Here is a 26,961-nt window from a genome sequence, read left to right as displayed (position 1 = left end):
AAGTAATCCTCTACTTGAGACGCTATGGGGCCAGCGCTTCTTCCGCAATTACCGGCCCCGCGTGTCGGCGGAATCTTTCTCCCGCCTGCCCGCGCGGTCAGCGTGTCACCGGACGGTCCGGGGTGCTGACGTCATACACCTGGACGGGCGGATCCGTCGGTGCCATCCGCATCAGGGCCTCAAGTACCCGCGCCTTGGCCTCATTGGCGTCGGCGCTCCCCCAGAATACCGTTTGCCCGCTGGCAAGCTTCAGCTCCACCGAGTCCACGGTGGCGGCCGACGCACTCTCCAGCGTGGCCAACACCTCGGCGGGCAGTGCCGCGAGGACGGAAGTAATACTGGGGAACACCTGCAGGTTCACCGCCTCGGCGCCGCCGTCAATCAGGGGCAACGGGACGGACGCCCGGTCCGCTGCCCCCGCGAGCCGTCTGCCCTGCTCATCAATCAACACGAGCTGGGCGCCGTCCTGCAGGACCGCGACCGGCTCCCGCTCGGTGATAGTGACCACCAGGGTGGAGGGAGGCTGCGCCGCCACGTCAATCTCCTCGATCTCGGGACGGTCCTTCAGCAGCGCCTGGACATCCGCGTCCGAGATGGTGGGCAGGGTCTGCCCCTTCAGCGGTTCCAACGCCGCCTCAACCTGCTCCCGCGGCATCAGGTCGGTACCTTCCACAACCACCGTCTTCAGTGCCAGGGCCGGTGAGTAGAACAGGAAAACGAAAAACAACGCCACGGCTACAACAGCGGACACGGCGCCGATCCAGACGGCCCGGCGCCGCCGCCTGCGCGGAGATTCAGGGAAGGCCAGGACCGTGCCCGCACTGCTGCCGCCGGCAATCCCGGAGGCCCCGGGCTTGCCCGCACTGCTGCGGGCCTTATCCGGCCAACGGGAGCGGGATCCTGACGCGGACCGGGAGGCGGAGCGGTCTTTTGCTCCGTGAGATTTTGCTCCGGTACGCGGTTTCGGCGCAGGCGCGGCTCCCGCCGGCCCTGCCGTCCGGCGGGGTCCGGTGTCCGTCACCTTGTCCATTGCGTCCAGTTCGCGGGTGGCCGTGATGGTTTCGGCGTCGTCCCCCGGCCGCTTCCTACCTGCCATGGACGCTCTTCCGGGCCGCTCCGGCCGTACGTCCGGGCTCGTCGGCAAGCCGGCGGACCAGTTCGCCACCCAGGGCGGTGACGTCGCCTGCCCCAACGGTGAGGATGATGTCCCCCTCGCGTGCGTTGTCAGCGACCTGTGCCACTGCTTCCGCCGCATTGCCGGCATAGCCGCCGGGAACGTGCAGGCGGGAGGTGATCAGCTCGCTGGTGACCCCTTCAATGGGGTCTTCGCGCGCCGGGTAGATGTCCAGCACCGTGGCGGTGTCGGCGAGATCCAGGGCAGCGGCGAATTCCGCCGCAAAGTTACGGGTGCGGCTGAAAAGGTGCGGCTGGAACAGTACGTGTACGCGGTGCTCTCCTGCCACGGTGCGGGCCGCCTTGAGCGCGGCGTTGACCTCGGTGGGATGGTGCGCGTAGTCGTCGTAGACCTTCACGCCGCGGGCGGTGCCCCGGGCCTCGAAACGGCGGGCGGCACCGGAAAACGTGCCCAGGCCGGCGGCTGCGCCCTGCGGGTCAACGCCGAGCTCCAGTCCGACGGCGAAGGCAGCCGCCGCGTTGAGGATGTTGTGGGTTCCGGGTACCTGCAGGACCAGCTGCACCTCGGCGTCGGCACCCTCCGCCCGGAAGTGCAGTGTGCTGGCCGACCCCGCGCCGGCGGGCCGGGTGTCCGAAATACGGACGTCGGCGGTTGCCGCATAGCCGTACGTCACCGTGCGCGGGGCCGCACTGCGCCGGGCCAGTGCCGAGGCCCCGGCGTCGTCCGCGCACGCCACCAGCAGTCCCCCGGCAGGCAGCAGTGCCGTAAAGGCGTCAAAGGAGGCAAACACGGCTTCCTCGGTGCCGTAGTGGTCCAGATGGTCCGCCTCGACGTTGGTCACCACAATGACCTGCGGGGCGTAGTTCAGGAACGAACCGTCCGATTCGTCGGCTTCGGCCACGAACACGTTGCCGGAGCCGTGCATGGCATTGACGCCCAGTGCCGCCACGTCGCCGCCGATGGCGAAGGACGGGTCAAGTCCGGCTTCGCGCAGCATCACCGTCACCATGGCGGTGGTGGTGGTTTTGCCGTGGGTTCCGGCCACCGCCACCAGGTCCTGCTCCCCCATGGCAGCGGAAAGCGCCACTGACCGGTGGATGATCCGGAGCCCCCGTTCGCGTGCCCGGACCAGTTCCGGGTTTTGCTCACGGATGGCCGTGGAGACCACCACGGTGTCAGCTGAGTCCACGTTGGCAGCGTCATGCCCCACGTGGACGGCGGCGCCGAGGGCTTCGAGCGCGCGGAGCGCCGGCGAGTCCTTGGCATCCGACCCGGACACCGGAACGCCCTGCGCCACCAGCACCCGGGCCACGGCGGACATGCCGGCGCCGCCCAGGCCGATGAAGTGTACCTCTCCCAGTTCGCTCGGATTGAGCCGGTTCATGCCTTTGACCTATCGCTTGCGTCGAGAATGAATGCGGCCATCTGCCGGTCCGCATCGCGGATGCCCAGGCTGGCGGACGCCCGTGACATGGCCTCCAATGCGGCCGGATCGGCCAGCAAAGGTATCAGCCTGCCGGATATCCATTCGGCTGTGAAGAGTGAATCGGCCACGGTGAGCGCGCCACCCGCAGACACCAGCGCCTCGGCGTTCAGCGCCTGTTCCCCGTTGCCGTGCGGCAGCGGCACCAGGACGGCGGGCAGCCCCACGGCGCTGATCTCGCAGACCGTACCGGCACCGGACCGGGCCAGCAGCAGATCCGCTGCGGCGTAGGCCGTCTCCATGCCGTCCACGTACTCCACCTGGGTGTAGCCCGGAGCTTCCAACGGGCGCCCCGCTCCGTCCAGCAGGGATTTGCCCCGACCGGTGATGTGCAGTGTCTGGATTCCGGCGGCGGCCAGCGCCGGCAGCGCCTGTTCCACCGCGCGGTTGATGCTGGCTGCTCCCGAGGAGCCTCCGGTCACCACCAATGTGGGCATGTCCTGCTTCAGGCCCAGGGCGGTACGCGCCGCGGCCCTGGCACCTGTCCGGTCCAGGCCGGAGATTTCCCGCCGCATGGGCATGCCGACCCAGACGGCCTTGGGCAGGCGGGTCGCTTCAAAGGCAACACCTGTCACCGCGGCGAAGCGGGCTCCGACCCGGTTCGCCAGTCCGGGGCGGGCATTGGCCTCATGGACAATCACCGGAAGGGAGCGGCGCCGGGCTGCAAGGTAGACGGGAGTGGACACATAACCGCCCACCCCCACCACGACGTCGGCCTGCGCGTTGTCCAGGATGGCGCCTGCCTGCCGCACGGCACGCACCAGGCGGACCGGAAGCTTGGCGAGGTCCGCAGAGGGGCGCCTCGGCATGGGCACCCGGTCAATGGTGGCCAGCGTGTAGCCGGCAGCCGGAACCAGGCGCGTTTCCATGCCCGACGCCGTTCCCACCACGGTGATGCGGGCGTCGGGGCGCTGGGCGGTCACCGCGTCGGCGATGGCCAGCAGCGGGCTGATGTGCCCGGCGGTGCCGCCTCCGGCCAGGACTACGGACAAGGAATGATGCGTCATGGAGCTTTTGTTTCACTTTCGGGAATCTTGCGGGCAAAGGAAAGCAGGACGCCGACCGCGGCGAGGGTGAAGGTCAGGGACGAGCCGCCATAGGAAATGAAGGGCAGCGGTACGCCGATTACGGGCAGCAGTCCGGTGACCATGGCTATGTTCACCACGGCCTGTCCGATGATCCAGACCAGCACCGCACCGCAGACAATGCGGATGAACGGATCGGTGTGCCGCATGGTCACCCGGACCGTGGCGATGGCCAGTACGGCGAACAGGCTGACGACAACCAAGGTCCCCAGCAAGCCGAATTCCTCGCCGATGATGGCGAAAATGAAGTCGTTATGGGCCTCGGGAATCCAGTTCCATTTCTGCCGGCTCTGTCCGATCCCCACACCCAGCCAGCCACCGGAGGCCAGCGCATACATGCCGGCGTTGGCCTGGTCGCAGAGGCCTGTATCACAGTCCAGCTGGAGCCAGGCGCTGATGCGGTTGGACCGGTTGCCGCTGACGGCAGACATCAGCACCGCGCCAACTGCAGCGACTGCGGCGAGAACGCCCAGGAACCGCAGGGGCGAACCGGCGAAGAAGAGTGCGGCCAGCATGATCATGCCCATGATGATCACCGTGCCCAGGTCGCTGCCGGCCATCACCAGGATAATCAGGATGCCGCCGCCGGGGACCACGGGGATCAGCGCATGCTTCCATTCGCTGATCAGCCGGCCCTTCCGGGAAAGCACCGCCGCGAACCATATGGCCATGGCCAGCTTCGCCGCTTCCGACGGCTGTCCGGTAATGGGACCGATCTCGATCCAGTTCTTGTTGCCGTTGACCTCCTTGCCGATGGCCAGCACCAGGATCAGGAGGATGATGGCCAGGAAGTAGCCCGGCCAGGCCAGGGCCTGGTACTGCCGGGGATTCAGCCGCGAGAGCAGCAGCATGGCGATCACGCCGACTGCAGCGAACATGGACTGCTTCAGGAACAGGTCGAACGTGGTTGCTGCGCCTGCGTCGCTTCCGGCCGCGGCGGCAATGGATTCCACGGAGGAGGCAGAAAGGACCATCATCAGGCCGATGGCCGTCAGCGCCAGCGTGGCACCGAGGATGGTGTAGTAGCTTGACCCGGTGGCAGTGCGGCCGCTGCCTTCCAGGAAGACCATAAAACGGTCCCAACGCGGGAGACGCTTCGCGGATCCCTGTTTTCCGTTGGAGGTCCGCGCATCCGGCGCCGTCCTGCCGGTGGGCTTTGCTGCGGCGGCCTTGGCCGCCGTCCCGCGTTCCGCTCCCGAACCGGCGTGTGCCGATGTCCCGCCCGGCCGCACCGCACCCTCCCCGGCTGCACCGGGCCCTGCGGCCGGATTGCGGCGCAGGACCGGTTTACGCTTGCTGCCGGTGGGCGTGGTGGACAATCTAGGGCTCCTTTGGGGTCTGGCTCTGTCCCGGTATCTCCTGCTGCTCCCCCACATACCCGGCGACGGCTTCGATAAAAGCCTCTCCGCGGTGGGCGTAGGACGTGAACTGGTCCATGGAGGCCGCAGCCGGGGCCATCAGGACCGTGTCACCGGCTTCCGCGACGGCGGCTGCCGCTGCGACGGCCCGGACCATGATCTCTTCAGCGCTGGTTACGGACACCGGGTCCCCACCAGTCTGCTCTGCCAGTGCGTGGATCACGGGCACATCCGGTGCGTGTCTTGCCAGCGACTCCTGCAGGTCCTGCGTCGATACACCGATCAGCACCACTGCCTTCAACCGGTCCCGGTGCGCGGCAATCAGGTCGTCATACCCGACACCCTTGGAGAGGCCTCCGGCAATCCAGACAACGCTGCTGAAGGCGGCAAGCGATGCCGATGCCGCATGCGGATTGGTTGCCTTGGAATCGTTGACCCAAAGGATGTCTTCCAACCGGGCCACCGGCTGGATCCGGTGGTCGCCCGGCGAGTAGGCGCGCAGCCCGTCGCGGACGGCAGCGGGTTCAACGCCGTACGCGCGGACCAGGGCCGCTGCCGCCAGTGCGTTGGCCACCATGTGGCGCGGCGCATATTCACCGAGGTCCGCCATGGCGGCAAGTTCGGCTGCCGAGTCCTTGCGCTGTTCGATGAAGGCCCGGTCAACCAGCAGGCCTTCGACCACACCCACCATGCTGACTGCCGGGACGCCGGTCGTGAAACCGATGGCGCGGCAGCCTTCCACTACGTCGGCTTCCTCGACCATGTGCTCGGTCTCGTACTGTTCGGCGTTGTAGATACACGCCACCTGCGTGTTCTCGTACACCTTGGCCTTGTCGGCCAGGTACGCCTCAAAGGAGCCGTGCCAATCCACGTGGTCCTCGGCAATGTTCAGGCACACGCTGGCCAGCGGAGAGATGGAGTGTGTCCAGTGCAGCTGGAAGCTGGAAAGTTCCACGGCAATGGCGTCGTAACCCTCCGGATCCCGGATGGCGTCCAGGATCGGGGTGCCCACGTTGCCTGCAGCCACTGCCCGCAGCCCTGCGGCGCGGAGCATGCTTTCGGTCATGGACACAGTGGTGGTCTTGCCGTTGGTTCCGGTGATCGCCAGCCACTGGGCGGTCTTGCGGCCCTCGCGGATGCGTACCCGCCATGCCAGCTCGACGTCGCCCCAGACCGGAATGTCCGCAGCGGCGGCGGCCACCAGCACCGGGTGCGTCGGCCGGAACCCCGGGGACGTCACCACCAGATCGGGGGCCTGCCCGTCAATGAGCGGCAGATCCGCTACGGCGTCGGCCCCCAGCAGGACCTCTGCTGCCCCGACAATCTTCAGGGTGTCGGCCTTGGCACGGTTTTCCTCCGTGTCGCGCGCGTCCACCACCACAACGCGGGCGCCGAGTTCCACCAGCGTGTCCGCTGCGGAGAAGCCGGAAAGGCCGATGCCCGTGACCACCACACGCAGCCCGGCCCAGTCCGCGTCCCAGGTTGTCAGTTCCTCCAGGGGAGCACTCACTGTCCTACCACCCAATCTGCATAGAAGATGCCCAGTGCCGCGGCGACGCACAATCCGGCAATGATCCAGAACCGGACCACCACGGTGACTTCCGCCCAGCCCTTGAGCTCGAAGTGGTGCTGCAGCGGTGCCATCTTGAAGACGCGCTTGCCGCCGCTGATCTTGAAGTAGCCCACCTGGATGATGACCGAGAGCGTGATGATCACGAACAGGCCTGCCAGGATCACGAGCAGCAGCTCGGTGCGGGAGAGGATCGCGAAGGCTGCGATGGCGCCGCCGATGGCCAGGGAGCCGGTGTCGCCCATAAAGATTTTTGCCGGTGCCGTGTTCCACCACAGGAAGCCGACCAGGGCACCGGCCATGGCGCCGGCGAGCAGTGCCAGGTCCATGGGGTCGCGGACTTCGTAGCAGACCCCGCCTGCATCCGCGGAGCCGCAGCTCTGGTTGAACTGCCAGATGCCGATCAGGAAGTACGCCCCGAAGACCAGTATCGAGGCGCCCGCCGCCAGGCCGTCCAGGCCGTCGGCCAGGTTCACCCCGTTGGTGGTGCCGGTAATGATGAGGCTGGACCAGATCACGAACAGGATGGCGCCGATGACCGTCCCGGCAAAGGCCAGGTCAAAACCGGTGTCGCGGATGAAGGACACCGCGGTGGATGCCGGTGTCCGGCCCTGGTCATTGGGGAACTGCAGGGCAAGGATGGCGAAGGCAATGCCCACTGCAGCCTGCAGGATGATTTTGGCGGTCGCGTTCAGGCCGAGGCTGCGCTGTTTCGAGATCTTGGTGTAGTCGTCGATGAAACCGACCAACCCCATGCCCACCGTGAGCAGCAGGACCAGCAGGCCCGACGCCGTCGGGCTGAACGAGCCCGAGCCGAGCATGCCGCTGATGAGGTGGGTGATGAAGTAGGCAGCCACCACCGAGGCGACGATGACGGCGCCGCCCATGGTGGGGGTGCCGCGTTTGGTGTGGTGCGAGGTGGGGCCGTCGTCGCGGACAAACTGGCCGTATCCCTTGCGGACCAGGAAACGGATGAAGAGGGGCGTGCCGGCAAAGGCGAAGACCAGGGCCAGCGCGGACCCCACAAGCAGGGAGATCACAGGTTCTCGCCTCCGGTCCTGTCGGCAGGTGCCGGCCGGGAGGCCGAGTCAGATGGTGCGGACGGTGTTACAGGGGCCAAGGCTATCCGATCGCCGAGGTAGCGCAGGGCTGCCCCGTTGGAGGATTTGAACAGGACAAGGTCGCCGGGCGCCAGGGATTCCGCGAGGATGCGCTCGGCATCCTCCGCGGTCTCCACGAAGGTGGACTCGTCCCCCCACGAGCCCTCCATGACCGCACCGGTGTGCATGGCGCGGGCACCGGTGCCCACGACAATGAGTTTGGAGATGTTGAGCCGGACGACGTACCGGCCGATCGCGTCGTGCTCGGTGACGGAGTCTTCCCCGAGTTCGAGCATTTCGCCCAGTACCGCCCAGGTCCGGCGTTCGCGGCCGAGTTCGGCAAGCGTACGCAGCGCAGCGCGCATGGACTCCGGGTTGGCGTTGTAGGCGTCGTTGATGACGGTGACGCCGTCCGCCCGGTCCGTCCGTTCCATCCGCCAGCGGCTGGCGGCGGCGCGGCCGGAAAGGCCCGCGGCAATCTGTTCACCGCTGATACCCGCCGCGTAGGCCGCTGCGGCTGCGGCCAGCAGGTTGGCTGTGTGGTGGGCGCCGATCAGTCCGGAGCGGATCTCGTGCTGTGCGCCGTCGGGCAGCAGCAGCGTAAAGACCGGCCGGCCCTCGGCGTCGGTCCGTGCATCCAGTGCGCGGACTGCGTTCTTGGCGCCGTGTGCCTCCTCCGGCGAGGAGGTGAAGTAGAGGACGGGCGCCGAGGTGCGGGAGGCCATCGCGGCCACCCGGACGTCGTCCGCGTTGAGGATGGCGGTGCCGCCGGCCGGCAGCGCCTCCACCAGCTCGCCCTTGGCAATGGCAATGTTTTCCACTCCGCCGAATTCTCCGGCGTGGGCCGATCCGACAAACAGGACAACCCCGATGTCGGGCTTCACCATGTCGGCCAGGTACCGGATGTTGCCGATCCGGGTGGCACCCATTTCCATCACGAGGTAGCGCGTGCCGTAGTCGGCCGTAAAGACGGTCAGCGGGAGCCCGACTTCACCGTTGTAGGAGCCGATGGGCGCCACGGTAGGTCCGGCAGCGGACAGCACGCCGGCCAGCAGGTCCTTGGTGGTGGTCTTTCCGGCGGATCCGGTGATGCCGATGACGGTCAGCTCGCCGTGGGCGCGGAGCCGGCGGACGATTTCCGCCGCCAGGACACCCATGGCCAGCACGGCGTCGGGCACCGCCACGGCGGGGTAAGGAGCCCCGGCGTCGTCGGTTACCGGACGTTCCACCAGCGCCAGTGCGGCCCCGCGTTCAAAGGCCGCCCCCACAAAGAGATGGCCGTCGGAGTATTCCCCCGGCTTGGCTATGAAGAGCGAGCCCTCGGACGCCTCACGGGAGTCCGAGGTGGCGGAATTCACGGTGAGGCCCGGGTTTTCCGCGGCCGGACCAATGAGCTTTCCGCCCGTGATTGCCGCTATTTCGGCTGCATTAAGTTCAATCATAACGATTTAGGACTCTACCCCGTCGCTCGAAAGGGCACTGAATCCGTATCTTGTCAAAGCCCGGCGCAGCTCCACCCGGTCGTCCAGGGCAAGGTTCTCCCCCATCACTTCCTGCCACACCTCGTGGCCGCGTCCGGCCACCAGGACCGTGTCCTGCGGCCGGGCAAGTTCAACGGCGCGGTTGATCGCTGCGGCCCGCGGAGCAACTTCCTCGATGAGGCAGGAAAGGTCTTCACCGGACCGGGCCGCTTCGGCACCCCGAAGGACGTCGGCACGGATGGCCGCGGCGTCCTCGCCGTGCGGATCGTCGTCCGTCACCACGACGACGTCGGCGAGGCGTGCGGCAATGGCACCCATCAGGGGGCGCTTGGTCTGGTCACGCTCCCCGGTGGCGCCGAAGACCACAATCACCCTGCTGCCGCTGTCCGGGCCCCGGACTGCGGCGAGGGTGCGGGTCAGGGCGTCGGGGTTGTGCGCAAAATCAACAATGGCCGCGGGCGCCTCGCCGATCAGCTGCATCCGCCCGGGAACTTCGACGGTGAACGGATCGTGGGTGTCCAGGGCCTCCTGCACGGCTGCCGCGGGCACGCCGGAGGCGAGCAACATGACGGTGGCCAGGGCAGCGTTGGAGACATTGAAGCCGCCGGGCAGGGCCGTGGACACGCGCAGCCGTTCGCCGGCGGGACCGCAGAGCACAAAGGAGTGCCCGAGTCCGCGCGGCGCCGCCTCGGTGACGTTCCAGTCGGCGTCGTGCGTGCCGCCGTCGGTGGACAGGGTGGTTACGGGCACGCCGGCCCGTTCCGCCATGCGGACCCCCCATTCGTCGTCAACAGTCACCACGGCACGGCGGGAGAGTTCCGGCTGGAACAGAGCGGCTTTGGCCGCAAAGTACTCCTCCATGGACCCATGCAGGTCCAGGTGGTCCTGGGTGAGATTGGTGAACCCTGCCACGTCGAAGCGGACGCCGTCCACGCGGCGGTAGGTGATCGCGTGGGAAGAGACTTCCATGGTGGCGGCATCCAGCCCGCGTTCGCGCATGAGCGCCAGCAGTCCGTGCACCTGCGGCGATTCCGGGGTGGTCAGCACGCTCGGGATGGACTCGCCGCCGGCAAGGATCTCGATGGTGCCGATCAGTCCGGTGCTGCGGCCCAGCGCCTGCTGCAGGGAATTGACGAAGTAGGAAGTGGTGGTCTTCCCGTTGGTCCCGGTAATGCCCAGCAGCACCGGACGGCTGCCGTCCGCGGGCATGCTATTGAAGACGGCGGCGGCCAGCGGGCCCACCAGCCGGCGGACTTCGGACGCGGTGAACACCGGGATGCCCAGGCTGCCGGTGTGTGCCAGGCCGTCGGCGTCGGTCAGGACAGCGGCTGCCCCGGCCTGTTCAGCGGCGGCGGCAAAGCGGGCGCCGTGGTGGCGTGCCCCGGGAACGCCCACGTACAGGTCTCCGGGCTGCACCTCCCGGGAGTTGATGGTCAGGCCCGTCAGCTCCGTGCCCCAGGCCGTGTCCGCTGTCCCGGCAGCGGGCACAATATCCCGCAGGGCGGCCGGCAACCGGTCCACCGCCGCACGCACGGTGATCGGCTCCACGGCAGCCGGACGAAGCCCGGAACCCGACGGCTGATTTTCACTTGTTGGCACTTCGTTGCTCCAGGAATTAGTACTCAATGGGGTAGGTCTCCGGTTCGCCCGTGGACGGCGGTACGTTGTTGCTGACCAGCACCTGCTCCATGACCTTCTGGAAGGACTGGCCCGGCACGATGTAGTACAGATCGCCCTGCGGCCGCTGGAGGGTAACCACAACCACGTACTTGGGATCGTCCATGGGTGCAATACCAGCATAGGAGAGGGTGTAGCCGTCGTAGCCGCCGTTGGCTCCGGGGGCCTCCGCCGTACCGGTCTTGGAACCGACACGGTACTGTTTCAGCGCACCGCTGGCACCGGAGCCGTCCTTGGTCACGGTCTCCAGCATGTGCTGCACCTGCGTGGCGGTCTCGGTCGAAACCACCCGGGTGCCGTCGGCCTTCTCCACGGGATGCTCGGTGCCGTCCTCGTCAACCACCGCATCGATGATGCTCGGCTGGAGCCGCACGCCGTCGTTGGCAATGGTCTGGTAGACGCTCGCCGTATGCAGTGCGGTCTGGGTCAGGCCCTGCCCGAAGAGCACGGTGTACTGCTGCCGGGTGTCCCAGTCATCAGGTTCGGCGAGCAGTCCGGAAGTCTCACCGTTCAGCCCGACGTTGAGGGGCTGGCCGATTCCGAACTTCCGGAGCCAGTCATAGCGTTCCCGGGGCGTCAGCTGCTGCCCGATCATCACCGTGCCGGTGTTCAGCGATTTGGCCAGGATGCCGGAGGAAGTCATATGGAGCACTCCGTGGGGGTTGGCGTCCTTGAAGGTCTGGCCCTCCACCGTGTAGGTGGGCTCGAGTTCAAACTGGGATGCCGGGGTGATGATCCCCTCTTCGATGGCCGCGGCCATGGTGATGACCTTGGTGGTGGAACCGGGCTCGAATGAATCGGTCACGGAACGGGCCTTACGCGAGTCTGCCGGCGTTGCCCCCGGATTGTTGGGGTCCACCGTGGTCGATTCGGCAAGGGCAACCACTCTGCCGGTCTCGACTTCCATCGCTACGATGTTGCCCCACTCCGCACGGTATTCCTCCACCTGCGCGGCGATGGTCTGCTGGGCGAACCACTGCAGGTCCTGGTCAATGCTGAGCTTGATGGACTGCCCGTCCCGGACAGGCTCGTCTTCGTTCGTGGCATACGGGATGCGGATGCCGTCGCCGCCGATTTCATAGGTCTTGCTGCCGGCCTTGCCTGCCAGGATTTCGTCCTGGGTCAGTTCAAGGCCCTCCTGGGCGCCTTCGGTGCCAAGGAAGCCGACCACGGAACCGCCCACAGCCCCGGACGGGTACGTCCGCAGGGTGGTGCGGTCCGCGTAGATACCCGGGAACTTCACCGCCAGGACCTTCTCCTTGATTTCCGGGGTTACGGTCTTGGCTACGAAGTTGAACCCCTTCTCCCCCAGCACTGAGGCGCGGAGGGTTTCCGGGTCCTGTCCTAAAATGGCTGAAAGCTCGTCGAAGGCCTGGTCGAAGGTGATTTCCTGCAGGGCCCCCGCGGCATCCCGGCGCTTGTAGGTCCCGCCTATGTCCTGCGAGAGACGCTGGTCCACCACAATGTCGAAGCGCTCGACGCTGCGTGCCAAATAGTTGCCCTTGGCATCGAGGATGCTTCCGCGCAGGGCGGGAACGGTGACGTTGACCAGCCGTTTGTCGACGGCGGCCTGCGCCATGCCGTCCGGGTCCAGCGCCTGCACCTGGAAAAGGCGCAGCCCCAGCACTGTCAGCAGCGCGAGGGCGATAACCATTCCCACGCGCAGCCGCCTCGCTACGATGGCCACTCTGTGGTTGTCCGGGCCGGATGTGTTTGCCACAACGTGTCCTCGTTAATGCCTAAATTCGATGCCTGCCGGCCTGGATCAGTTTCCGTTTTTCTGCGCGGGAACCGGGATGGTTCCGCCGTTCAGCTCGCTTTCGGGAACGTCTTCGGGTGCGGGAGGTGCGGCCGGGGCGGCCGGCTGCACGGTGGGGGCCGGGTCTGCTTCCCGGGTACCCGCTTCTTCCTGCGCCTCGGTTGCCCTTACCGTATCGCGGGATTCGGCCGGAACGACGGAAGGCGCGGGGGTGATCGGTGATGTCAATACGTTCGGGGCGCCGATCAGCGACTTCGCCGGGTCGCCGTCCTTGGCGGCTTCCGGAGTGCCGGTGACCGCGAGGGTTTCCAGGTCGATGGTGCCGAAGGTGGGTGAGGACACCATTCCCAGCTCTCCGGCGGCGGCGGCCAGGACCTGCGGTGCCTGGTGGTTTTCGATTTCCTGGGTCAGGGCTTCGTTGCGCTGCGCGAGTTCGGCCTGCTGCCCCTGCAGCTGCACCAGCTCGTACTGGCCGCTGGATACCGAGATATTCAGGAGCAGCACGGATGCCAGTCCCAGGACGAGGGCGGCGAAACAGACGACGGCGAAGGGGGTGCGCCTGCGGCGTGTTGCGGCAGGCACCACCGACAACGGGGTGCGCCGCCTCGGCGCAGGAGCGGGTGCGGCGGTATCCCAGTCCAACGCGCGGGCGGTATTGCCCACGGTGGGGGCCGTTGCCCGGCCGGTTGCGAATCGTGCCGAAGGCCGACGTTCACTCATTATTTCGAGGCCCCATCCATGGGTTTGCGGATTCGTTCTACTGCCCGGAGCTTGGCGGACGCTGCCCGGGGGTTCTCTGCGATTTCCTCGTCAGTGGGCACTTCGGTGCCCTTGGTCAGCCTGGTGAGCTGGGCCTTGTGCTGTTCGAGTTCAACGGGGAAACCCTTGGGCGCCGAGGAACGTGCCCCGGCGGCGAAAACGCCCTTGACGATCTTGTCCTCCAGCGAGTGGTAGGACATGACCACCACGCGGCCGCCGACGTTAAGCACCTCGAGCGACGCCGGAATGGCGCGCTCCAGGACGTCCAGTTCCTCGTTCACTTCGATGCGCAGGGCCTGGAACGTCCGCTTGGCGGGGTGGCCGCCGGTGCGGGCCGCTCCAGCGGGGACCACCTTGCGGATGGTCTCGACCAGCTCTCCGGTGGTGCTGAACGGCTGAGTGGACCGGGTGGCAACGATCGCCGAGGCAATGCGGCCGGCGAACTTCTCCTCGCCCCACTTCCGGATGATGCTGACCAGTTCGGCTTCGCTGTAGGTGTTGACGACGTCGGCCGCGGTGCGTCCGCGCGTGGTGTCCATGCGCATGTCCAGCGGAGCGTCATAGGAGTAGGCGAAGCCGCGGTCCCGTTCATCCAGCTGGAGCGAGGACACGCCAAGATCGAACAGGGCGCCGTCGATGCCCTCAAAGCCCAGGTCCCTCACGACGTCGGCTATCTCGTCATAGACGGCGTGAACCAGGTCCGTCCGGTCAGCGAACGGCTCGAGCCGCTTGCCGGCCAGGGCCAGGGCCTGCTGGTCACGGTCGATGCCGATCAGGTGCAGCTGGGGGAACCGCTGCAGCATGGCTTCGCTGTGTCCGCCCATGCCCAGGGTTGCATCCACAACCACTGCGCGTCCGTTCTCCGCGACCGCGCGTTCGATCGAGGGTGCCAGGAGGTTGATGCAGCGGTCGCGCAGCACCGGAACATGCCGTTCCTCGGTGGGGCGCTCTTCGCTCATCTGAGGCGTTCCTTCCGTACATAGTTGTTCCGGCATCCGCTGCCGGTTCTTGGATCAGGCCCCCATCCGCGCCTCACCGGTCAAAGCCGCCTGGCTCCGGGGAAGGGAAGCCAGGAAAGCGTGCGGTGGGGCGGCTGGAGATCTCATTCAAGGACCGGCCGCTGGTGCTGGTGTGGTCATTGCGGGTTGTGCACCTAGAAGATGCCGGGAATCGCGTCCTCATCCGTTTCGGAGAATGCGGTTTCCTGTTCTTCCAGGTAGTTCTGCCAGGCGGTTGCATCCCAGATCTCGGCCCGCGTTCCTGCACCGATAACGGCGAGCTCGCGTCCGAGTCCTGCATACGACCTGAGGGCCGGCGGGATGGTGACCCGGCCCTGCTTGTCTGGGACTTCGTCAGAGGCTCCGGACAAAAAGACCCGAATGTAGTCGCGTGCCTGGCGGGAGGAAAGTGGAGCTTCCCGCATCTGGTCATGGACCCGTTCGAATTCCTTCTGGCTGAAGACGTAGATGCAGCGTTCCTGACCCCTGGTCAGGACAAGGCCGTCAGCCAGTTCCTCGCGAAACTTGGCCGGCAGGATCAGCCTCCCCTTCTCATCGAGACGCGGTGAATGTGTTCCCAGGAACATCACTCACCACCCCGTCCGATTAGGGGAAACCCCTCGAGTACCGCCCCTACCCTCTTATGTCCCCCACTTTACTCCACTTCCCTCCACAGTCAACGATTTGCGCTATCTGTTTCCGGGCGCGCCGCGCCGCAAAAACCGCGTCATTCCGGGGAAACAGCGGAGGTGGAGTGCAGTGGAGGGATTTGGGGAACCTGTTGGCGTGCCGGCACAGAAAAAAGGACCCGCCGGAGCGGATCCTTTTAGCGAAGCTGTTGGTCCGGGAGCGGACCGGAGGAACAGGACGTCAGGGCTGGTCGCGCTTACGCTCATCCCACTTGTTTTCCAGGTTGTTCATAAAGCCGCGCTGGGTGCTGGACTCACGTTCCTTGCGGCCGTCCGCGGGTTTGGGCGGACTCTTCCGGCCGCGGGTGGTGGCGTAGTAGACCCCGGCGCCCATGACGAGGAATCCAATGACACCCACCGCTATTCCGGCTTCGGTAATACCCAGGAGCAGCACCGCCAGTCCAGCCACGGCCATCAGGGCCCCCAGGACGATGCGCCGGGTTGAAATACCGCGGCCGGCGGATGTCGCCATGGAATTCGCGAATTTCGGATCTTCGGCGTGTAGTTGTTGCTCCAGTTGATCCAGCAAGCGCTGCTCGTGTTCCGAGAGTGCCATTGCTGCCTCCTTGCCGTCCGGTTTCTGCCCCTGTAAACCAACCAACGAACATGCGGCGCCGGGTGTTCCCTGCGCAGGCTCGCTGCTGCTTTGCACTTAGTCCAAGGATAGGTGGCAACGGGTCCGCACGAAAGCGGCCTGTGTACGTATTCGGCCGCGTAGGCCTCCAGGCCGGTTCCACCGCGCCTGTTACGGCGTTTCCGACGGTGGCTTGCGGGCCGACGGAGGGATCAGCCGGGCCGGGACAACCCCCAGTTCGCCGAACTTCCGGTTGATCTGGTCCAGCGCGTCCTCCGCCGAGCGCCAGTTGTCTTCGCGCCCGTCCAGCGTGAGCTGCATGGCTGCACCCTGTGCCGGTTCTAGCTGTTCGGCCCGAAGCCCGATCAGCCGAACACTCTGGGGCCTGCGTCCCAGTGACGCCAGCAGACCCTTCGCCGCCTCGTAGATCATTTGCGCACTGTCCACCGGCTCGGTGAGGGTGCGGCTGCGTGTCAGCGTAGTGAAGTCCGTGTACCTCAGCTTCAGGGACACCGCCCGGCACTGCAGGTCCGCGGCACGCAGCCGCACAGCGCTTCGGTGCGCCAGGCGGAGCAGTTCCGTGTGGAGCACCTCGTCCTCGCTGACGTCCCGGGCAAAGGTCTCTTCCGCACCGATACTCTTCTCCCTGCGCACCGGGGTGACAGCCCTGGCGTCCCGCCCCCAGGACAGTTCATACACGTGTTCACCGGTGGCGCCCAGCAACCGGCGCAGCACGCTTGGCGGGGTGTTGGCTACGTCTGCCACGGTGGCAATACCCACGCGGGCCAGCACTTCACGCGTCTTGGCGCCCACGCCCCACAGGGCGGAGACATCCAGGGTGTGGAGGAAGTCCACGGTCTGCTCCCTGGGCACCAGCAGCAACCCGTTGGGCTTGCAGCGTGTGGAGGCAATCTTGGCCACGAATTTGGTGGCGGCAATTCCCACGCTGGCGGTCATCCCGAGTTCGGCGGCCACCCGCTTGCGGATGAGTTCCCCGATGACCCGCGGGGGCCCCAGCCTGCGCATCGACCCTGAAATGTCCAGGAACGCTTCATCCACGCTGAGCTGCTCCACCAGCGGAGTGATGGACTCAAAAATCTCCATCAGCTGCTTGGAGAAGGAGCGGTAGACCTCCTGGTGCGGTTCCAGCACCACCGCCTGAGGGCACTGCCGGCGGGCAATGGCCATGGGCATGGCCGAACGCACCCCGAAGCGGCGTGCTTCATAGGATGCGGACAGGACAACGGACCTGCCCCCGAGCCCGCCAACGATTACCGGCCTGCCCACCAGTTCCGGACGCTTGAGCAACTCAACGGAGACGTAGAAGGCGTCCATATCCACATGCATGATGGTGCAGTCACGGTTACCGCTGTCTGCATCGGGGCCATTGCTCACGCTCTCATCGTAGCCACCCCCGCCCCCTTTTCGCCTTCGGCGTCCCGGACTCCCGGTCGCCTAGACTGGGGTGCAGGCCCCTGCCCCCCACTGATGCGGAAACAGATGAAAAAGCCCCTTACTGCACTCACCGCTGCATCCCTGCTGCTGGCTGTCGCCGGATGCGACAACGGCGAAGCGGCGGTTTCGCCCTCCGCTTCCGCCGTCGCGCCGTCCACCCCGGCTTCCGCGGCCGCAACCTCCGGGCCGGTCTCCTCCTCCGCCGCCGCCGCCACACCGGTGGCGCTGGCGGATGGTTTCCCCGCGGACCGGATCCCGGTGATGGACGGGGCGGATATCCTCTCGAGTACCGTGGACCGATCCGGCCGGACGGTGACCTCCGTCCTGGTGGCTTCCTCCCCCGCGCCCGTTGCCGACATCCTCGCGTTCTACGACGCGGCGCTCACCGGACAGGGGTTCGCGGCCGCGCCCGCGGCGGGCGGGGCTCCCTCGTCCCGGGACTATGTCCGCGCCGCCACCGCCGAGCCCGAGACCGTGAATATTACTGTGATCGTCAAGGACGGCGGCCGTGCCACGGTGACTGTCGGCTCCACCCTCACCACCGAAACGGACAAGTAGCCCATGACTGCCGCCAGCACCCCTGACCCGGCATCCGCCGGCGCCCCCGGTTCCGTGGCTCCCCTGCCCAACGCCGGAGTCGCAGCAGCGGCCGCCCGGGCGGCCGCCGATGAGCAGGCTGCCTACCGCCACCTGCTCGGCAGCGAACTGGAAGACTTCCTGGCCGTTCAGCACTCGGTCCTGGCCGAGGTGTCTGCCGAAGCCGTTCCGCTGCTTGATGCGGTCCACAACCTGGCCCGCGGCGGAAAACGCCTCCGGGCCCTGCTGGCCTACTGGGGATGGCGCGGTGCCGGCGGCACCGCACTGGACGCCTGTGCGGTCCGCGCGGGCGTGGCCCTGGAACTGTTCCAAAGTGCCGCCCTGATCCACGATGACATCATCGACCGGTCGGACACCCGCCGCGGCGGACCGAGCGTCCACCGGTCCTTCTCACTGACCCATGCCGATTCCAACTGGCATTTGGACGGCTCGCATTTCGGCTCCTCGGCCGGGATCCTGGCCGGCGATCTGTGCCTTTCCCTCAGCGAGGAGATGTTCTCGGCAGTCGGGGAACGCGCCGCCCACGGGACCCCGGCGCGGCGCATCTTCAACCGGATGCGCACGGAGGTCATGGCCGGGCAGTACCTGGACATCCTCGAAGAAGTTGTCGGCCCCAGCCATGAACCCGAGCACGCGGTCATCCGGGCCCGGAACATCCTGCGTTACAAGGCCGCGAAGTACACCACGGAGCATCCGCTGACCCTCGGCGGGGCGCTGGCCGGAGCGGAACCTGAGCTTCTTGCCGGATACTCCCGGTTCTCCCTGCCGCTCGGCGAAGCCTTCCAGCTGCGCGACGATGTCCTGGGGGTCTACGGGGATCCGCAGACCACGGGTAAGCCGGCCGGTGACGACCTGCGGGAAGGCAAGCGGACGGTCCTGGTGGCCTATGCCCTGTCCGCCGGAGGGGAGGACGTCCGCCGGGAGATTGCCGCGCGGCTCGGCGACCCGGGCCTGGACGACGACGGCGTGGAACTGCTGCGCGGAATCATCCGGGATACCGGTGCCCTGGCAGCCACGGAAGAGCTCATTACGCAGCACACCGAAGCGGCCTTTTCGGCCCTGGCCGACCTGCCGCTGGACGATGTCTCCCGCGCTGCCCTGGACGCGCTGGCGCACGCAGCCGTCAAGCGCAGTTCCTGAAGCCCGCAGCCGGCGCACGGAACAGGAGCGGGATCCCGGACGCAGCACGTTCCGGCAACAGCACAATCCGGCAACAGCAGAGCCGCCACGTCAACGACGTGGCGGCTCATCTGTTTATAGAGTCCGCATATTAAGTGCGCTTGTCATTAGGTCCGCTTATGACAATGCTGCCGGTGACAGGTGTTACCGGGTTCCGGTCCTCCTGCCGTAACGAGGCAGGGTTACCAGGCGAGAGCCTGCGCGCGGCGGCGGATCTCGGTCTTGCGTCCTTCACGGAGTGCGTCCACGGGGCGGCCGGGCAGGGTTTCATCTGCCGTGAAAAGCCAGCGGATCATCTCGTCGTCCTCGAACCCGGCGTCATGCAGTACCGAGATGGTGCCCTTCAGGCTGTCGAGGACTGCGCCGTCGACAATGAAGGCGGCGGGGATGCTGCGGATCTTCCGCTCGCCCAAGCGGACGGCCACCAGGGCGCGCTCCTCCAGCAGGCTATGCACCTTGTTAATAGGGAGGTCGAGTTGTTCAGCCACATCGGGCAGGGTCAGCCAGTCGGAAACGAGTTCCTGGAGTTCATTCACCCTTCAAGGGTGCCATGCCCGGGGTGCCGCGGGCCACTTGGCCGATTAGTGGCCTAACTGAAACACAAAAAGGACTACTCAGGTATTGTGCCCGCGGTCGCTTGGTGTAAATTCACAGGAGTACCTAAAGTCACACAAGTAACTTAAACAACAGTAGTAACAGAATTAACAGCACCAAAGCTCCATCACTTGTTTTTAGTCCCAAGGATTGCGGTAAAGGCCGCAGCCATCACAGATGAGGAAACAGCACCATATGAACGCATCGTCGACAACGGGAACGCAAGGCGCACGTCCCGCTGGTTCCGGAATGCCGCGCAAACTGAGTGTCGCGGTGACCACGGCCGCCATTCCCGCAGTGATGATGTCCGCGCTGGCCGTTGCCGAGCCGGCCGCCGCCGCACCTGCAGCCCCGCAGAACACGCTGTTTCCCCAGATGCCCCTCCAGGCAATCAAGAACCTGAACACCGGCGCAGCAACCGGCGTCGCCGCCTCCCAGCTGGCCACTCAGGTTCCCGCCACTCTTCCTGCCGAGTCCGCGGTCCCTGCCACCCACCGCATTGTCCGCGGCGACACCGTCACCTCGATTGCCGCTCAGTACGGGCTTTCGGTGACGGAAGTCCTCCGCGTGAACAACCTGCAGCCCACTTCCCTGATCTTCGCCGGCGAGGATCTCCGGTTGACCGGTGCCTCCGCACCGGCAGCACCGGCGGCTCCCGCGGCCCCCGCGGCCCCCGCGGCATCCGCCGGCACCTACACCGTTGTCTCCGGAGATACCCTCAGCGGCATCGCGGCCCGCCACGGCGTCAGCCTCTCCGGCGTGCTGTCCGCAAACGGCCTGAGCCTCACCTCCATCATTTACCCCGGACAGACCATCCGCGTGGACGGAGCAGCCCCTGCTCCCACGGCCCCCACCGCTGCCCCGGCGGATGTCCAGGTTGCCTCCACCGCAGGCACCGCTGCCACATACACGGTGGTTTCCGGCGATACCCTCAGCGGCATCGCAGCGCGCCACGGCGTCAGCCTGTCCTCGGTCCTGGCCGCCAACGGCCTTTCCCTGACCTCGGTTATCCACCCGGGCCAGCAGATCAGCATCAGCGACAGCACCGTCAGCCTTGCGTCCTCTGCTCCGGTCACCGCGGCGCCCACGGACCTGGTGCCCAGCACCTTCCTGCACTACACCTACCCCGAGCACGTTGTTGCCGGCGCCAACCTGAACAAGCAGACCCTGAATTCCCTGCCCGTTCCCAGCCGCGCGCAGATGCAGCAGATCGTGGCTGACACGGCTGCCCAGATGGGTGTTGATCCGGCCCTGGCCCAGGCATTTGCCCTCCAGGAGTCCGGTTTTGACCAGCGTGCGGTTTCCCCCGCAAACGCCATCGGCACCATGCAGGTTATCCCCTCCTCGGGCGAATGGGCCTCGCAGCTTGTGGGCCGTCAGCTGAACCTGCTGGATCCCTACGACAACGCCACGGCCGGCGTCGCCATCATCAGCGCGCTGGTCCGCAGCAGCGACAGCCTGGAGACCGCCATCGCGTCCTACTACCAGGGCCAGTACTCCGTGAACACATACGGCATGTTTGCCGATACCCGGGGCTACGTAAACTCCGTGCTCGCGCACCGGGCGTCCTTCCAGTAGGGACGCTTCGGAAGTGTTGCGGTTGGGTCCGGATCGGGTGTCGATCCGGACCCTTTCGCTTACCCCCATTAGGATCGAAGAGTGCATGAGCCCGTGAAAGACTCCCTGGTAGAGACGCTGGTAGATAACCGCTACCACGTCAGGTCCCTGATTGCCCGCGGCGGTATGTCCACCGTGTATCTGGCTACCGACCGCCGGCTGGACCGTGACGTGGCGCTCAAAGTGCTGTATCCCCACCTGGCTGCGGACCGGGGGTTCCTCCGCCGTTTCGAAAGCGAAGCCAAATCCGCCGCCCGCCTCTCCCATCCGCATGTGGTGGGCGTGCTGGACCAGGGCATCGCGGACAACCTGGCCTATCTGGTGATGGAGTACGTGCCCGGCAGGACCCTGCGCGGCCTGCTGGATGAGCGCGGCTCCCTCTCCCCCCGGCTGGCCCTTGCGTTGATGGACGCCGTGGTTGAAGGCCTGGCCGCAGCGCACGACGCCGGCCTCGTCCACCGCGATGTCAAGCCGGAGAACGTCCTGCTGGCGGACAACGGCCGGATCAAGATCGCCGATTTCGGCCTGGCGCGGGCGGTATCCACCAGCACCAACACCGGAACCCTGGTGGGGACGGTGGCCTACCTGGCCCCTGAACTCGTGACCGGCGGGGGTGCCGACGAACGAAGCGATGTCTACTCCGCCGGCATCATGTTGTACGAGATGCTCACCGGGCGCCAGCCCTATACCGGCGACGTCCCCATTCAGGTGGCCTTCGCCCATGTCCACTCCTCCGTCCCGGCACCCTCTGCGCTCTGCCCGGGACTGGCCGAGGACCTGGATGAGCTGGTCCGCTGGTGCACCGCCCGGGACCCCGAGGACCGCCCTGTCAACGGCCGGGCACTGCTGGGTGAACTGCGCCATATCCGTACGTCCCTCAGCGACGAAGAGCTGGACTTCCACTGCCCGCCCGCAGGACCGGACGGCGCGCCCGACGCTGCCACCGAAGTGATCTCCGGTGCCACGCAGGTCCTCTCCGCCGGTGCCGCCACCAGCGTCATCGACGCCTCCGCCACGGGCCAGGGGGCCTCCGATGGCAACCACACCGAGGTGATCAGCCGCACCGACAACGCCACCACTGTGTTCCCGGCAGGCAGCCACGGGTACACCGGAGACGGCGACGATACCGACGGGGACGGGGAAGCCGACGACGGCTATGCGGACGCGGACGGCGACGGGCTCAGTGCCCGCGCCCGGCGCCGGCTGGAGAAGCGGGAAGACCGCGACAGGATGCGGGAAACCGACCGCAAGGCACACCGTCCCCAGGTAGCCCTGCGCAGCGGAAAACCCCGGCGCCGGGGCATCCTCCTGGGTGTGCTGGTGGCAGTCCTCCTGGCTGCGGCGGCATTTGCCGGGTGGTTCTTCGGCGCCGGCCCCGGAGCGCTGGTCTCCGTACCCGATGTCAGCAACGTCTCCGTCGAAGAGGCCGGCGTGCAGCTGGGCGATGCCGGGCTGACCTACACCACCAATGAGGTGTTCGACGAAGTGGTGGCGGCCGGATTGGCCGTGGGCACCGATCCGGAGGCCACCCGGGAAATCCGCCGGTTCCAGCCGGTCACCCTGCTGGTCTCCAAGGGCCCGCAGCTGTTCTCCGTACCGAATATCGTGCAGCGTAGCGTGGAGTCCGCCGAGGCCGACCTCGCCGATGCGCAGCTGGTCCTGGGCACCGTGGCCGAGGAATACAGCGAAAGCGTCGAAATCGGCAAAATCATCAGCCAGCAGCCGCTGCCGGACACGCAACTGCGCCTGGGCTCCCCCGTGGACATCACGGTGTCCAAGGGGCCCGCGCCGGTGGAGGTTCCCGCCGTCACCGGGCAGTCCGAGGACGCGGCCGTGAAGGCCATCGAGGCCGCGGGCCTCACGGCCGCAATGGCTCCGGACAAGGTCAACAGCGCTACCGTTCCCGCCGGGGCAGTAGTGTCGCAGACCCCGGCATCGGGCCTCCTGGAACGCGGCTCCACCGTAACGCTGACCATCTCGATGGGACCGCGGATGGTCGAGGTCCCCAATTACGTGGGCCGCCGCGCCGAGGACGCGAAGGCGGACCTGGAAAGCCGCGGCTTCACGGTAAATGTGGAGAACCTGCTGGGCGGGCTGCTGGGCCTGGTCCGGGACCAGGATCCGGGCGCCGGCACGGCGCCGGAAGGCTCAACCGTCACCCTCAAGGTGGTCTAGGTCCCTGCCGGGCAACCGATGGGGACGTCAAACAGGGCCTGTCTGGAAGGAAACTCCTTCCAGACAGGCCCTGTTTTGTGGGCAGCCGGAACCGCTAGCCCCTGCGGGACAGCGCACCCGCCACGAGGAACGCCATTTCCAGTGACTGCATGTGGTTCAGCCGCGGGTCACAGACCGAGGCGTACCCCTCGGCAAAGGCTTCCTGGTCGATGGGGTCCGCTCCGCCGAGGCACTCCGCCACGTCGTCGCCGGTCATTTCCACGTGCATTCCGCCCGGGAAGGTGCCCAGGGAATCGTGGACTTCGAAGAACCCGCGGACTTCATCCATTACGTCGTCGAAGTTGCGGGTCTTGTACCCGTTCGGCGAGGTCACGGTATTGCCGTGCATAGGATCCGTCACCCACAGGACCTTGGCGCCGGAGGCGGTGACCTTTTCCACCAGCGGGGGCAGCTTCTCCCGGATGTTCCGGGCGCCCATCCGGGTGATGAAGGTGAGCCGGCCGGGTTCGCGGTTCGGATCGAGCTTGTCGATCAGGGCCAGGGCATCCTCGGCACTGGTACTGGGGCCAAGCTTCACGCCGATGGGGTTGCGTACCCGGGAGAGGAAATCCACGTGTGCCGAGTCCAGGTCGCGGGTCCGCTCCCCGATCCAGAGGAAGTGCCCTGAGGTGTCGTACGGCTGGCCGGTCCGCGAGTCCACGCGTGTGAGGGCACGCTCGTAGTCCAGAAGCAGTGCCTCGTGGCTGGCGAAGAACTCCACCCGCTTCAGTGCTTCAAAGTCGGCACCGCAGGCATCCATGAACCGCACGGCGCGGTCAATTTCCCGGGCGAGGGACTCGTAGCGGGAGTGTGCCGGGTTGGAGGTGAAGCCCTTGTTCCAGTGGTGCACCAGCCGAAGGTCCGCGAAGCCGCCCTGGGTGAAGGCGCGGATCAGGTTCAAGGTGGAAGCGGACGTGTGGTAGGCGCGGACCATCCGTGCGGGATCGTGCCGGCGGGACTCGGGAGTGAAATCGAAGCCGTTGACCATGTCCCCGCGGTAGGCAGGGAGAGTGACGCCGTCACGGGTCTCATCGTTGGAGGAGCGCGGCTTGGCGAACTGCCCCGCCATCCGGCCCATCTTGATCACCGGTACCGAGGCACCGTAGGTCAGTACCACCGCCATCTGCAGCAGGGTGCGTACACGCGCGCTGATCTTGTCCGCGGTCGCGGCCTCGAAGGTCTCCGCGCAGTCACCGCCCTGCAGCAGGAACGCCCGCCCCTGGGCAGCTTCAGCCAGGCGGGAACGCAGGACGTCCACTTCACCGGCAAAGACGAGCGGCGGCACCATCGAAAGCTCTTCGATGGCGGCCCTATACCCCGGATCATCCTGCCAGGACGGCTGCTGGCCGATCGGAAGGGAGCGCCAGTTATCCAGCTCGGGGTGGCTGGCGGAAGTCGCCGCCGCTCCGGAAAGGGTGGTGGGGGTTGAGTCGCTGTCTACAGGTGAGTAAGTCACGACTTAAGCCTACTGGCTGCCCGCCGGGATCAAACAAGCGCGTCATATTCGCCGCCGGTCCACGCAATACGGCGCGGTGCCGGACGGCGCACCGGCTCCTAGGCGGTGTGGGACCGCCGGGTTCCGCCGTTCCCGGTCCCGGGCGCCTCATCCGCACCGTCCGCCGTGTCCGGCTTCACCGGTTCCGCGCCCGGCTTCGCCGGCTGCGATCCGATGACGGTGACGGTACCCGGCAGCTTGTCGCCGGCTTCGTCGGGCAGCTCGGAACCTCCGGTGGCGGATCCCGTCCCGGAGGCGGCATCCGCGGAGGTGGTGAGGCGTACGGCCGCACTGCGGGCCTCTGCCGCCTTTCCGCCCTTCCGGGCGGCCAGCTTGTCCTTGACCGTGCTGGCGTAGACATCCACGTATTCCTGGCCGGACAGCCGCATCAGCTCGTACATGATTTCGTCCGTGACGGAGCGCTGGATGAACCGGTCATTTTCCAGGCCCGCATAGCGGGAGAAATCCAGGGGTTCGCCGACGATGATGCCGATGCGGCGGATGTTGGGGATCCTGCGCCCGATCGGCTGAACTTTGTCGGTGCCGATCATCGCCACCGGAATAACGGGCACCCCGGTGGAGAGCACCAGCTTGGCCACGCCGGTCTTGCCGCGGTAGAGGCGGCCGTCCGGGCTGCGGGTTCCTTCGGGGTAGATACCCAGCAGTCCCCCGTTTTCCAGCACGTCGACGCCTGCCTTGAGGGACGTGGCGGAGGCAGCGCCGCCGGAGCGGTCCATGGGCAGCTGGTTGGACAGCCGGAAGAAGGCAGCTGTCAGTTTCCCCTTGATGCCCTTGCCGTTGAAATAGTCGCTCTTGGCCAGGAAGCTCACCGGCCGCGGCACGGCCAGCGGCAGGAAGATCGAGTCGGAAAAGGACAGATGATTGCTCACCAGGACGGCAGGGCCGGTTTCGGGGATGTTGTTCATTCCCTTAACCCACGGCCTGAAGAGAAGATTTACCACCGGCCCGATGAAAATCGTCTTCATCACCCAATAGAACACGCGGCCTGATCTCCCGTCCGGACAAGACTAAAACTAGGGACCTGTTTGGTTCCCCAGACTCTACTGTATGCGCGCTGTTCCCCGCCCGTTAATTCCGGCGTGCGGCGCCTGTGAATAGTTTGCCCCTGCCGGGGTGGAAAACAGCCCCGCTAATGCAACCATAGAGGTATGACTTCCCTCCCCGGCGCCGAAGCCTTTTCCTATGAGGGGCATGGTCCCAACGCGGGCGTGGGCGTGCTTCTCAGCCACGGTTTTACCGGGTCCCCGGTTAGCCTGGCAGCCTGGGCGCGCCACCTTGCCGGTCAAGGCTACGCGGTGGCCCTGCCCCTGCTGCCCGGGCATGGGACCACTTGGCAGGAACTTGCCCGCACTCCATGGCAGCGGTGGTATGAGGAATACGAGCAGGCCTATTCCTCCCTCAGCACACGCACGGAGTGTGTTGTCTCCGCCGGACTGTCCATGGGAGGTGCACTGGCACTGCGCCTGGCCGCACACCGGCCGGTGGCCGGCGTCGTCGTGGTGAATCCGGGGCTGACGTTCGCAGACCCCCGGGCCCGGTATTCCGGACTGCTGAAACACGTCATGAAATCGGTACCGGCCATCGGCAACGACATCCGGCTCGAGGGCCAGGATGAAGGCGCCTACGCACGGACTCCGGTTGGGGCGGTGCACCAGCTCGGCAAGCTCTTCCGGGACACCGCGGCGTCCCTCCCGGCGGTCACCGCCCCGGTGCTGGCGTTCCGCTCGCGGGTGGACGCGGTGGTTCCTGAGTCCAGCATGGACCTGCTGCGCCGCCGGCTGGTGAACGCGGACCTGGAAGTGGTGCCGCTGGAGAACAGCTACCACGTGGCAACCATGGACCATGACGCGCCGCTGATTTTCGACCGCTCGCATGAGTTCATCCAAAAGGTCAGCACCGGAGTGCGTTCATGACTGACCGCGAGCCGGAACACAACGAGTCCACGGACGAAGAGGTCTGGAAAGATCTGGTGGCCCGCCTGGAAGAAATGGACGACGGCGGTCCCGCGGCCCCCGACGCCGGGCCCCCCGCACCGGGCCCGGAGGCTCCGTCCGGCCCGGAGGTACCAGCAGCGCCGGCAGCGGCGCCGGACGCCGGAACCCCCGCCGAGCGCACCCGGGC

The 26,961-nt window shown here is 66.7% G+C and carries 22 protein-coding genes and 1 pseudogene; 6 read left to right on the top strand and 17 right to left on the bottom strand.

Going from position 1 to position 26,961, the window contains the following annotated elements:
• Nucleotides 1-97 precede the first annotated feature (97 nt).
• The 14 genes from AC5RUF_RS00115 to dinB all read right to left on the bottom strand — a co-directional run bounded on the left by AC5RUF_RS00115 (nt 98) and on the right by dinB (nt 17,063).
• Entirely contained in the window at nt 98-1,096 is a 999-nt protein-coding gene (locus tag AC5RUF_RS00115) for a cell division protein FtsQ/DivIB (RefSeq protein ID WP_494129295.1), read from the bottom strand.
• A complete protein-coding gene (gene murC / locus AC5RUF_RS00110; RefSeq protein WP_494129294.1) occupies nt 1,086-2,519 on the bottom strand; it encodes a UDP-N-acetylmuramate--L-alanine ligase in 1,434 nt (477 codons plus the stop codon). Before murC ends, AC5RUF_RS00115 begins: the two co-directional genes overlap by 11 nt.
• Nucleotides 2,516-3,625 carry an undecaprenyldiphospho-muramoylpentapeptide beta-N-acetylglucosaminyltransferase gene (murG, locus tag AC5RUF_RS00105; RefSeq protein WP_494129293.1) on the bottom strand — a complete coding sequence of 370 codons (1,110 nt, stop codon included), beginning with the start codon at nt 3,623-3,625 and terminating at the stop codon, nt 2,516-2,518. The genes murC and murG overlap by 4 nt, the downstream gene beginning before the upstream one ends.
• Complete coding sequence (gene ftsW / locus AC5RUF_RS00100; RefSeq protein WP_494129292.1) at nt 3,622-5,022, bottom strand: putative lipid II flippase FtsW; 1,401 nt, start codon at nt 5,020-5,022, stop codon at nt 3,622-3,624. Before ftsW ends, murG begins: the two co-directional genes overlap by 4 nt.
• Nucleotide 5,023: 1 nt before the next feature.
• A complete protein-coding gene (murD, locus tag AC5RUF_RS00095) occupies nt 5,024-6,571 on the bottom strand; it encodes a UDP-N-acetylmuramoyl-L-alanine--D-glutamate ligase (protein ID WP_493998103.1) in 1,548 nt (515 codons plus the stop codon).
• Nucleotides 6,568-7,671, bottom strand: a complete 1,104-nt coding sequence (gene mraY, locus AC5RUF_RS00090; protein WP_493998102.1) for a phospho-N-acetylmuramoyl-pentapeptide-transferase — start codon at nt 7,669-7,671, stop codon at nt 6,568-6,570. Before mraY ends, murD begins: the two co-directional genes overlap by 4 nt.
• Nucleotides 7,668-9,173, bottom strand: a complete 1,506-nt coding sequence (locus tag AC5RUF_RS00085; protein ID WP_494129291.1) for a UDP-N-acetylmuramoyl-tripeptide--D-alanyl-D-alanine ligase — start codon at nt 9,171-9,173, stop codon at nt 7,668-7,670. Before AC5RUF_RS00085 ends, mraY begins: the two co-directional genes overlap by 4 nt.
• Before the next feature lie 6 nt (nt 9,174-9,179).
• The gene (locus AC5RUF_RS00080) at nt 9,180-10,811 is read right to left on the bottom strand and encodes a UDP-N-acetylmuramoyl-L-alanyl-D-glutamate--2,6-diaminopimelate ligase (RefSeq protein WP_494129290.1); all 1,632 of its coding nucleotides are present in this window, start codon (nt 10,809-10,811) and stop codon (nt 9,180-9,182) included.
• Between the two features lie 16 nt (nt 10,812-10,827).
• Complete coding sequence (locus AC5RUF_RS00075; RefSeq protein WP_493996710.1) at nt 10,828-12,609, bottom strand: peptidoglycan D,D-transpeptidase FtsI family protein; 1,782 nt, start codon at nt 12,607-12,609, stop codon at nt 10,828-10,830.
• A gap of 45 nt (nt 12,610-12,654) precedes the next feature.
• Entirely contained in the window at nt 12,655-13,368 is a 714-nt protein-coding gene (ftsL, locus tag AC5RUF_RS00070) for a cell division protein FtsL (protein ID WP_494129289.1), read from the bottom strand.
• Nucleotides 13,368-14,366 carry a 16S rRNA (cytosine(1402)-N(4))-methyltransferase RsmH gene (gene rsmH, locus AC5RUF_RS00065; protein ID WP_493996708.1) on the bottom strand — a complete coding sequence of 333 codons (999 nt, stop codon included), beginning with the start codon at nt 14,364-14,366 and terminating at the stop codon, nt 13,368-13,370. The genes ftsL and rsmH overlap by 1 nt, the downstream gene beginning before the upstream one ends.
• Before the next feature lie 194 nt (nt 14,367-14,560).
• Entirely contained in the window at nt 14,561-14,992 is a 432-nt protein-coding gene (mraZ, locus tag AC5RUF_RS00060; protein ID WP_493996707.1) for a division/cell wall cluster transcriptional repressor MraZ, read from the bottom strand.
• Nucleotides 14,993-15,275: 283 nt separating this feature from the next.
• Nucleotides 15,276-15,650: an SCO2097 family morphological protein gene (locus AC5RUF_RS00055; RefSeq protein ID WP_493996706.1), complete on the bottom strand. Its 375-nt coding sequence runs from the start codon at nt 15,648-15,650 to the stop codon at nt 15,276-15,278.
• 189 nt (nt 15,651-15,839) lie between these two features.
• Nucleotides 15,840-17,063, bottom strand: a complete 1,224-nt coding sequence (dinB, locus tag AC5RUF_RS00050; RefSeq protein WP_493996705.1) for a DNA polymerase IV — start codon at nt 17,061-17,063, stop codon at nt 15,840-15,842.
• A gap of 105 nt (nt 17,064-17,168) precedes the next feature.
• Between dinB and AC5RUF_RS00045 the strand changes: the two genes are divergently transcribed.
• Both AC5RUF_RS00045 and AC5RUF_RS00040 read left to right on the top strand, forming a co-directional pair.
• Nucleotides 17,169-17,681, top strand: coding sequence for a hypothetical protein (locus AC5RUF_RS00045; RefSeq protein WP_494129288.1), 513 nt, complete (start codon nt 17,169-17,171; stop codon nt 17,679-17,681).
• 3 nt (nt 17,682-17,684) lie between these two features.
• Nucleotides 17,685-18,860 carry a polyprenyl synthetase family protein gene (locus AC5RUF_RS00040; RefSeq protein ID WP_494129287.1) on the top strand — a complete coding sequence of 392 codons (1,176 nt, stop codon included), beginning with the start codon at nt 17,685-17,687 and terminating at the stop codon, nt 18,858-18,860.
• Between the two features lie 221 nt (nt 18,861-19,081).
• On the opposite strand, the gene AC5RUF_RS00035 is transcribed toward AC5RUF_RS00040, so the two are convergent.
• Nucleotides 19,082-19,435 carry an Rv2175c family DNA-binding protein gene (locus tag AC5RUF_RS00035; RefSeq protein WP_493997042.1) on the bottom strand — a complete coding sequence of 118 codons (354 nt, stop codon included), beginning with the start codon at nt 19,433-19,435 and terminating at the stop codon, nt 19,082-19,084.
• A 307-nt stretch (nt 19,436-19,742) separates the two neighbouring features.
• Here AC5RUF_RS00035 and AC5RUF_RS00030 point away from each other — a divergent pair, with 307 nt between their 5' ends.
• Together AC5RUF_RS00030 and AC5RUF_RS00025 are read left to right on the top strand one after the other, a co-directional pair.
• Nucleotides 19,743-21,071 carry a LysM peptidoglycan-binding domain-containing protein gene (locus tag AC5RUF_RS00030; RefSeq protein WP_494129286.1) on the top strand — a complete coding sequence of 443 codons (1,329 nt, stop codon included), beginning with the start codon at nt 19,743-19,745 and terminating at the stop codon, nt 21,069-21,071.
• Nucleotides 21,072-21,152: 81 nt separating this feature from the next.
• Nucleotides 21,153-23,285 carry a Stk1 family PASTA domain-containing Ser/Thr kinase gene (locus tag AC5RUF_RS00025; protein WP_494129285.1) on the top strand — a complete coding sequence of 711 codons (2,133 nt, stop codon included), beginning with the start codon at nt 21,153-21,155 and terminating at the stop codon, nt 23,283-23,285.
• Between the two features lie 94 nt (nt 23,286-23,379).
• Here the strand turns inward: AC5RUF_RS00025 and AC5RUF_RS00020 are convergent, their stop codons facing one another.
• Both AC5RUF_RS00020 and AC5RUF_RS00015 read right to left on the bottom strand, forming a co-directional pair.
• Entirely contained in the window at nt 23,380-24,780 is a 1,401-nt protein-coding gene (locus AC5RUF_RS00020; protein WP_493997039.1) for a class II 3-deoxy-7-phosphoheptulonate synthase, read from the bottom strand.
• 98 nt (nt 24,781-24,878) lie between these two features.
• A complete protein-coding gene (locus AC5RUF_RS00015; RefSeq protein WP_494129284.1) occupies nt 24,879-25,820 on the bottom strand; it encodes a lysophospholipid acyltransferase family protein in 942 nt (313 codons plus the stop codon).
• A 168-nt stretch (nt 25,821-25,988) separates the two neighbouring features.
• Here AC5RUF_RS00015 and AC5RUF_RS00010 point away from each other — a divergent pair, with 168 nt between their 5' ends.
• Together AC5RUF_RS00010 and AC5RUF_RS00005 are read left to right on the top strand one after the other, a co-directional pair.
• Complete coding sequence (locus AC5RUF_RS00010; protein WP_493998623.1) at nt 25,989-26,753, top strand: alpha/beta hydrolase; 765 nt, start codon at nt 25,989-25,991, stop codon at nt 26,751-26,753.
• Nucleotides 26,750-26,961: pseudogene (locus AC5RUF_RS00005) on the top strand (hypothetical protein); the annotation flags it as partial. The gene AC5RUF_RS00010 and the pseudogene AC5RUF_RS00005, both read left to right, overlap by 4 nt.

This window comes from Arthrobacter sp. Y3224198 (assembly GCF_059090025.1).
Note: the sequence above shows the minus strand (reverse complement) of the source record. Positions and strands in the feature narration are given on the sequence as shown.

Excerpts from the sequence above, each read along its gene's own strand:
- AC5RUF_RS00115 (WP_494129295.1), bottom strand. The coding sequence starts at position 1,096 with ATGGCAGGTAGGAAGCGGCCGGGGGACGACGCCGAAACCATCACGGCC.
- murC (WP_494129294.1), bottom strand. The coding sequence starts at position 2,519 with ATGAACCGGCTCAATCCGAGCGAACTGGGAGAGGTACACTTCATCGGC.
- murG (WP_494129293.1), bottom strand. The coding sequence starts at position 3,625 with ATGACGCATCATTCCTTGTCCGTAGTCCTGGCCGGAGGCGGCACCGCC.
- AC5RUF_RS00085 (WP_494129291.1), bottom strand. The coding sequence starts at position 9,173 with ATGATTGAACTTAATGCAGCCGAAATAGCGGCAATCACGGGCGGAAAG.
- ftsL (WP_494129289.1), bottom strand. The coding sequence starts at position 13,368 with ATGAGTGAACGTCGGCCTTCGGCACGATTCGCAACCGGCCGGGCAACG.
- rsmH (WP_493996708.1), bottom strand. The coding sequence starts at position 14,366 with ATGAGCGAAGAGCGCCCCACCGAGGAACGGCATGTTCCGGTGCTGCGC.
- mraZ (WP_493996707.1), bottom strand. The coding sequence starts at position 14,992 with ATGTTCCTGGGAACACATTCACCGCGTCTCGATGAGAAGGGGAGGCTG.
- AC5RUF_RS00055 (WP_493996706.1), bottom strand. The coding sequence starts at position 15,650 with ATGGCACTCTCGGAACACGAGCAGCGCTTGCTGGATCAACTGGAGCAA.
- AC5RUF_RS00045 (WP_494129288.1), top strand. The coding sequence starts at position 17,169 with ATGAAAAAGCCCCTTACTGCACTCACCGCTGCATCCCTGCTGCTGGCT.
- AC5RUF_RS00040 (WP_494129287.1), top strand. The coding sequence starts at position 17,685 with ATGACTGCCGCCAGCACCCCTGACCCGGCATCCGCCGGCGCCCCCGGT.
- AC5RUF_RS00030 (WP_494129286.1), top strand. The coding sequence starts at position 19,743 with ATGCCGCGCAAACTGAGTGTCGCGGTGACCACGGCCGCCATTCCCGCA.
- AC5RUF_RS00010 (WP_493998623.1), top strand. The coding sequence starts at position 25,989 with ATGACTTCCCTCCCCGGCGCCGAAGCCTTTTCCTATGAGGGGCATGGT.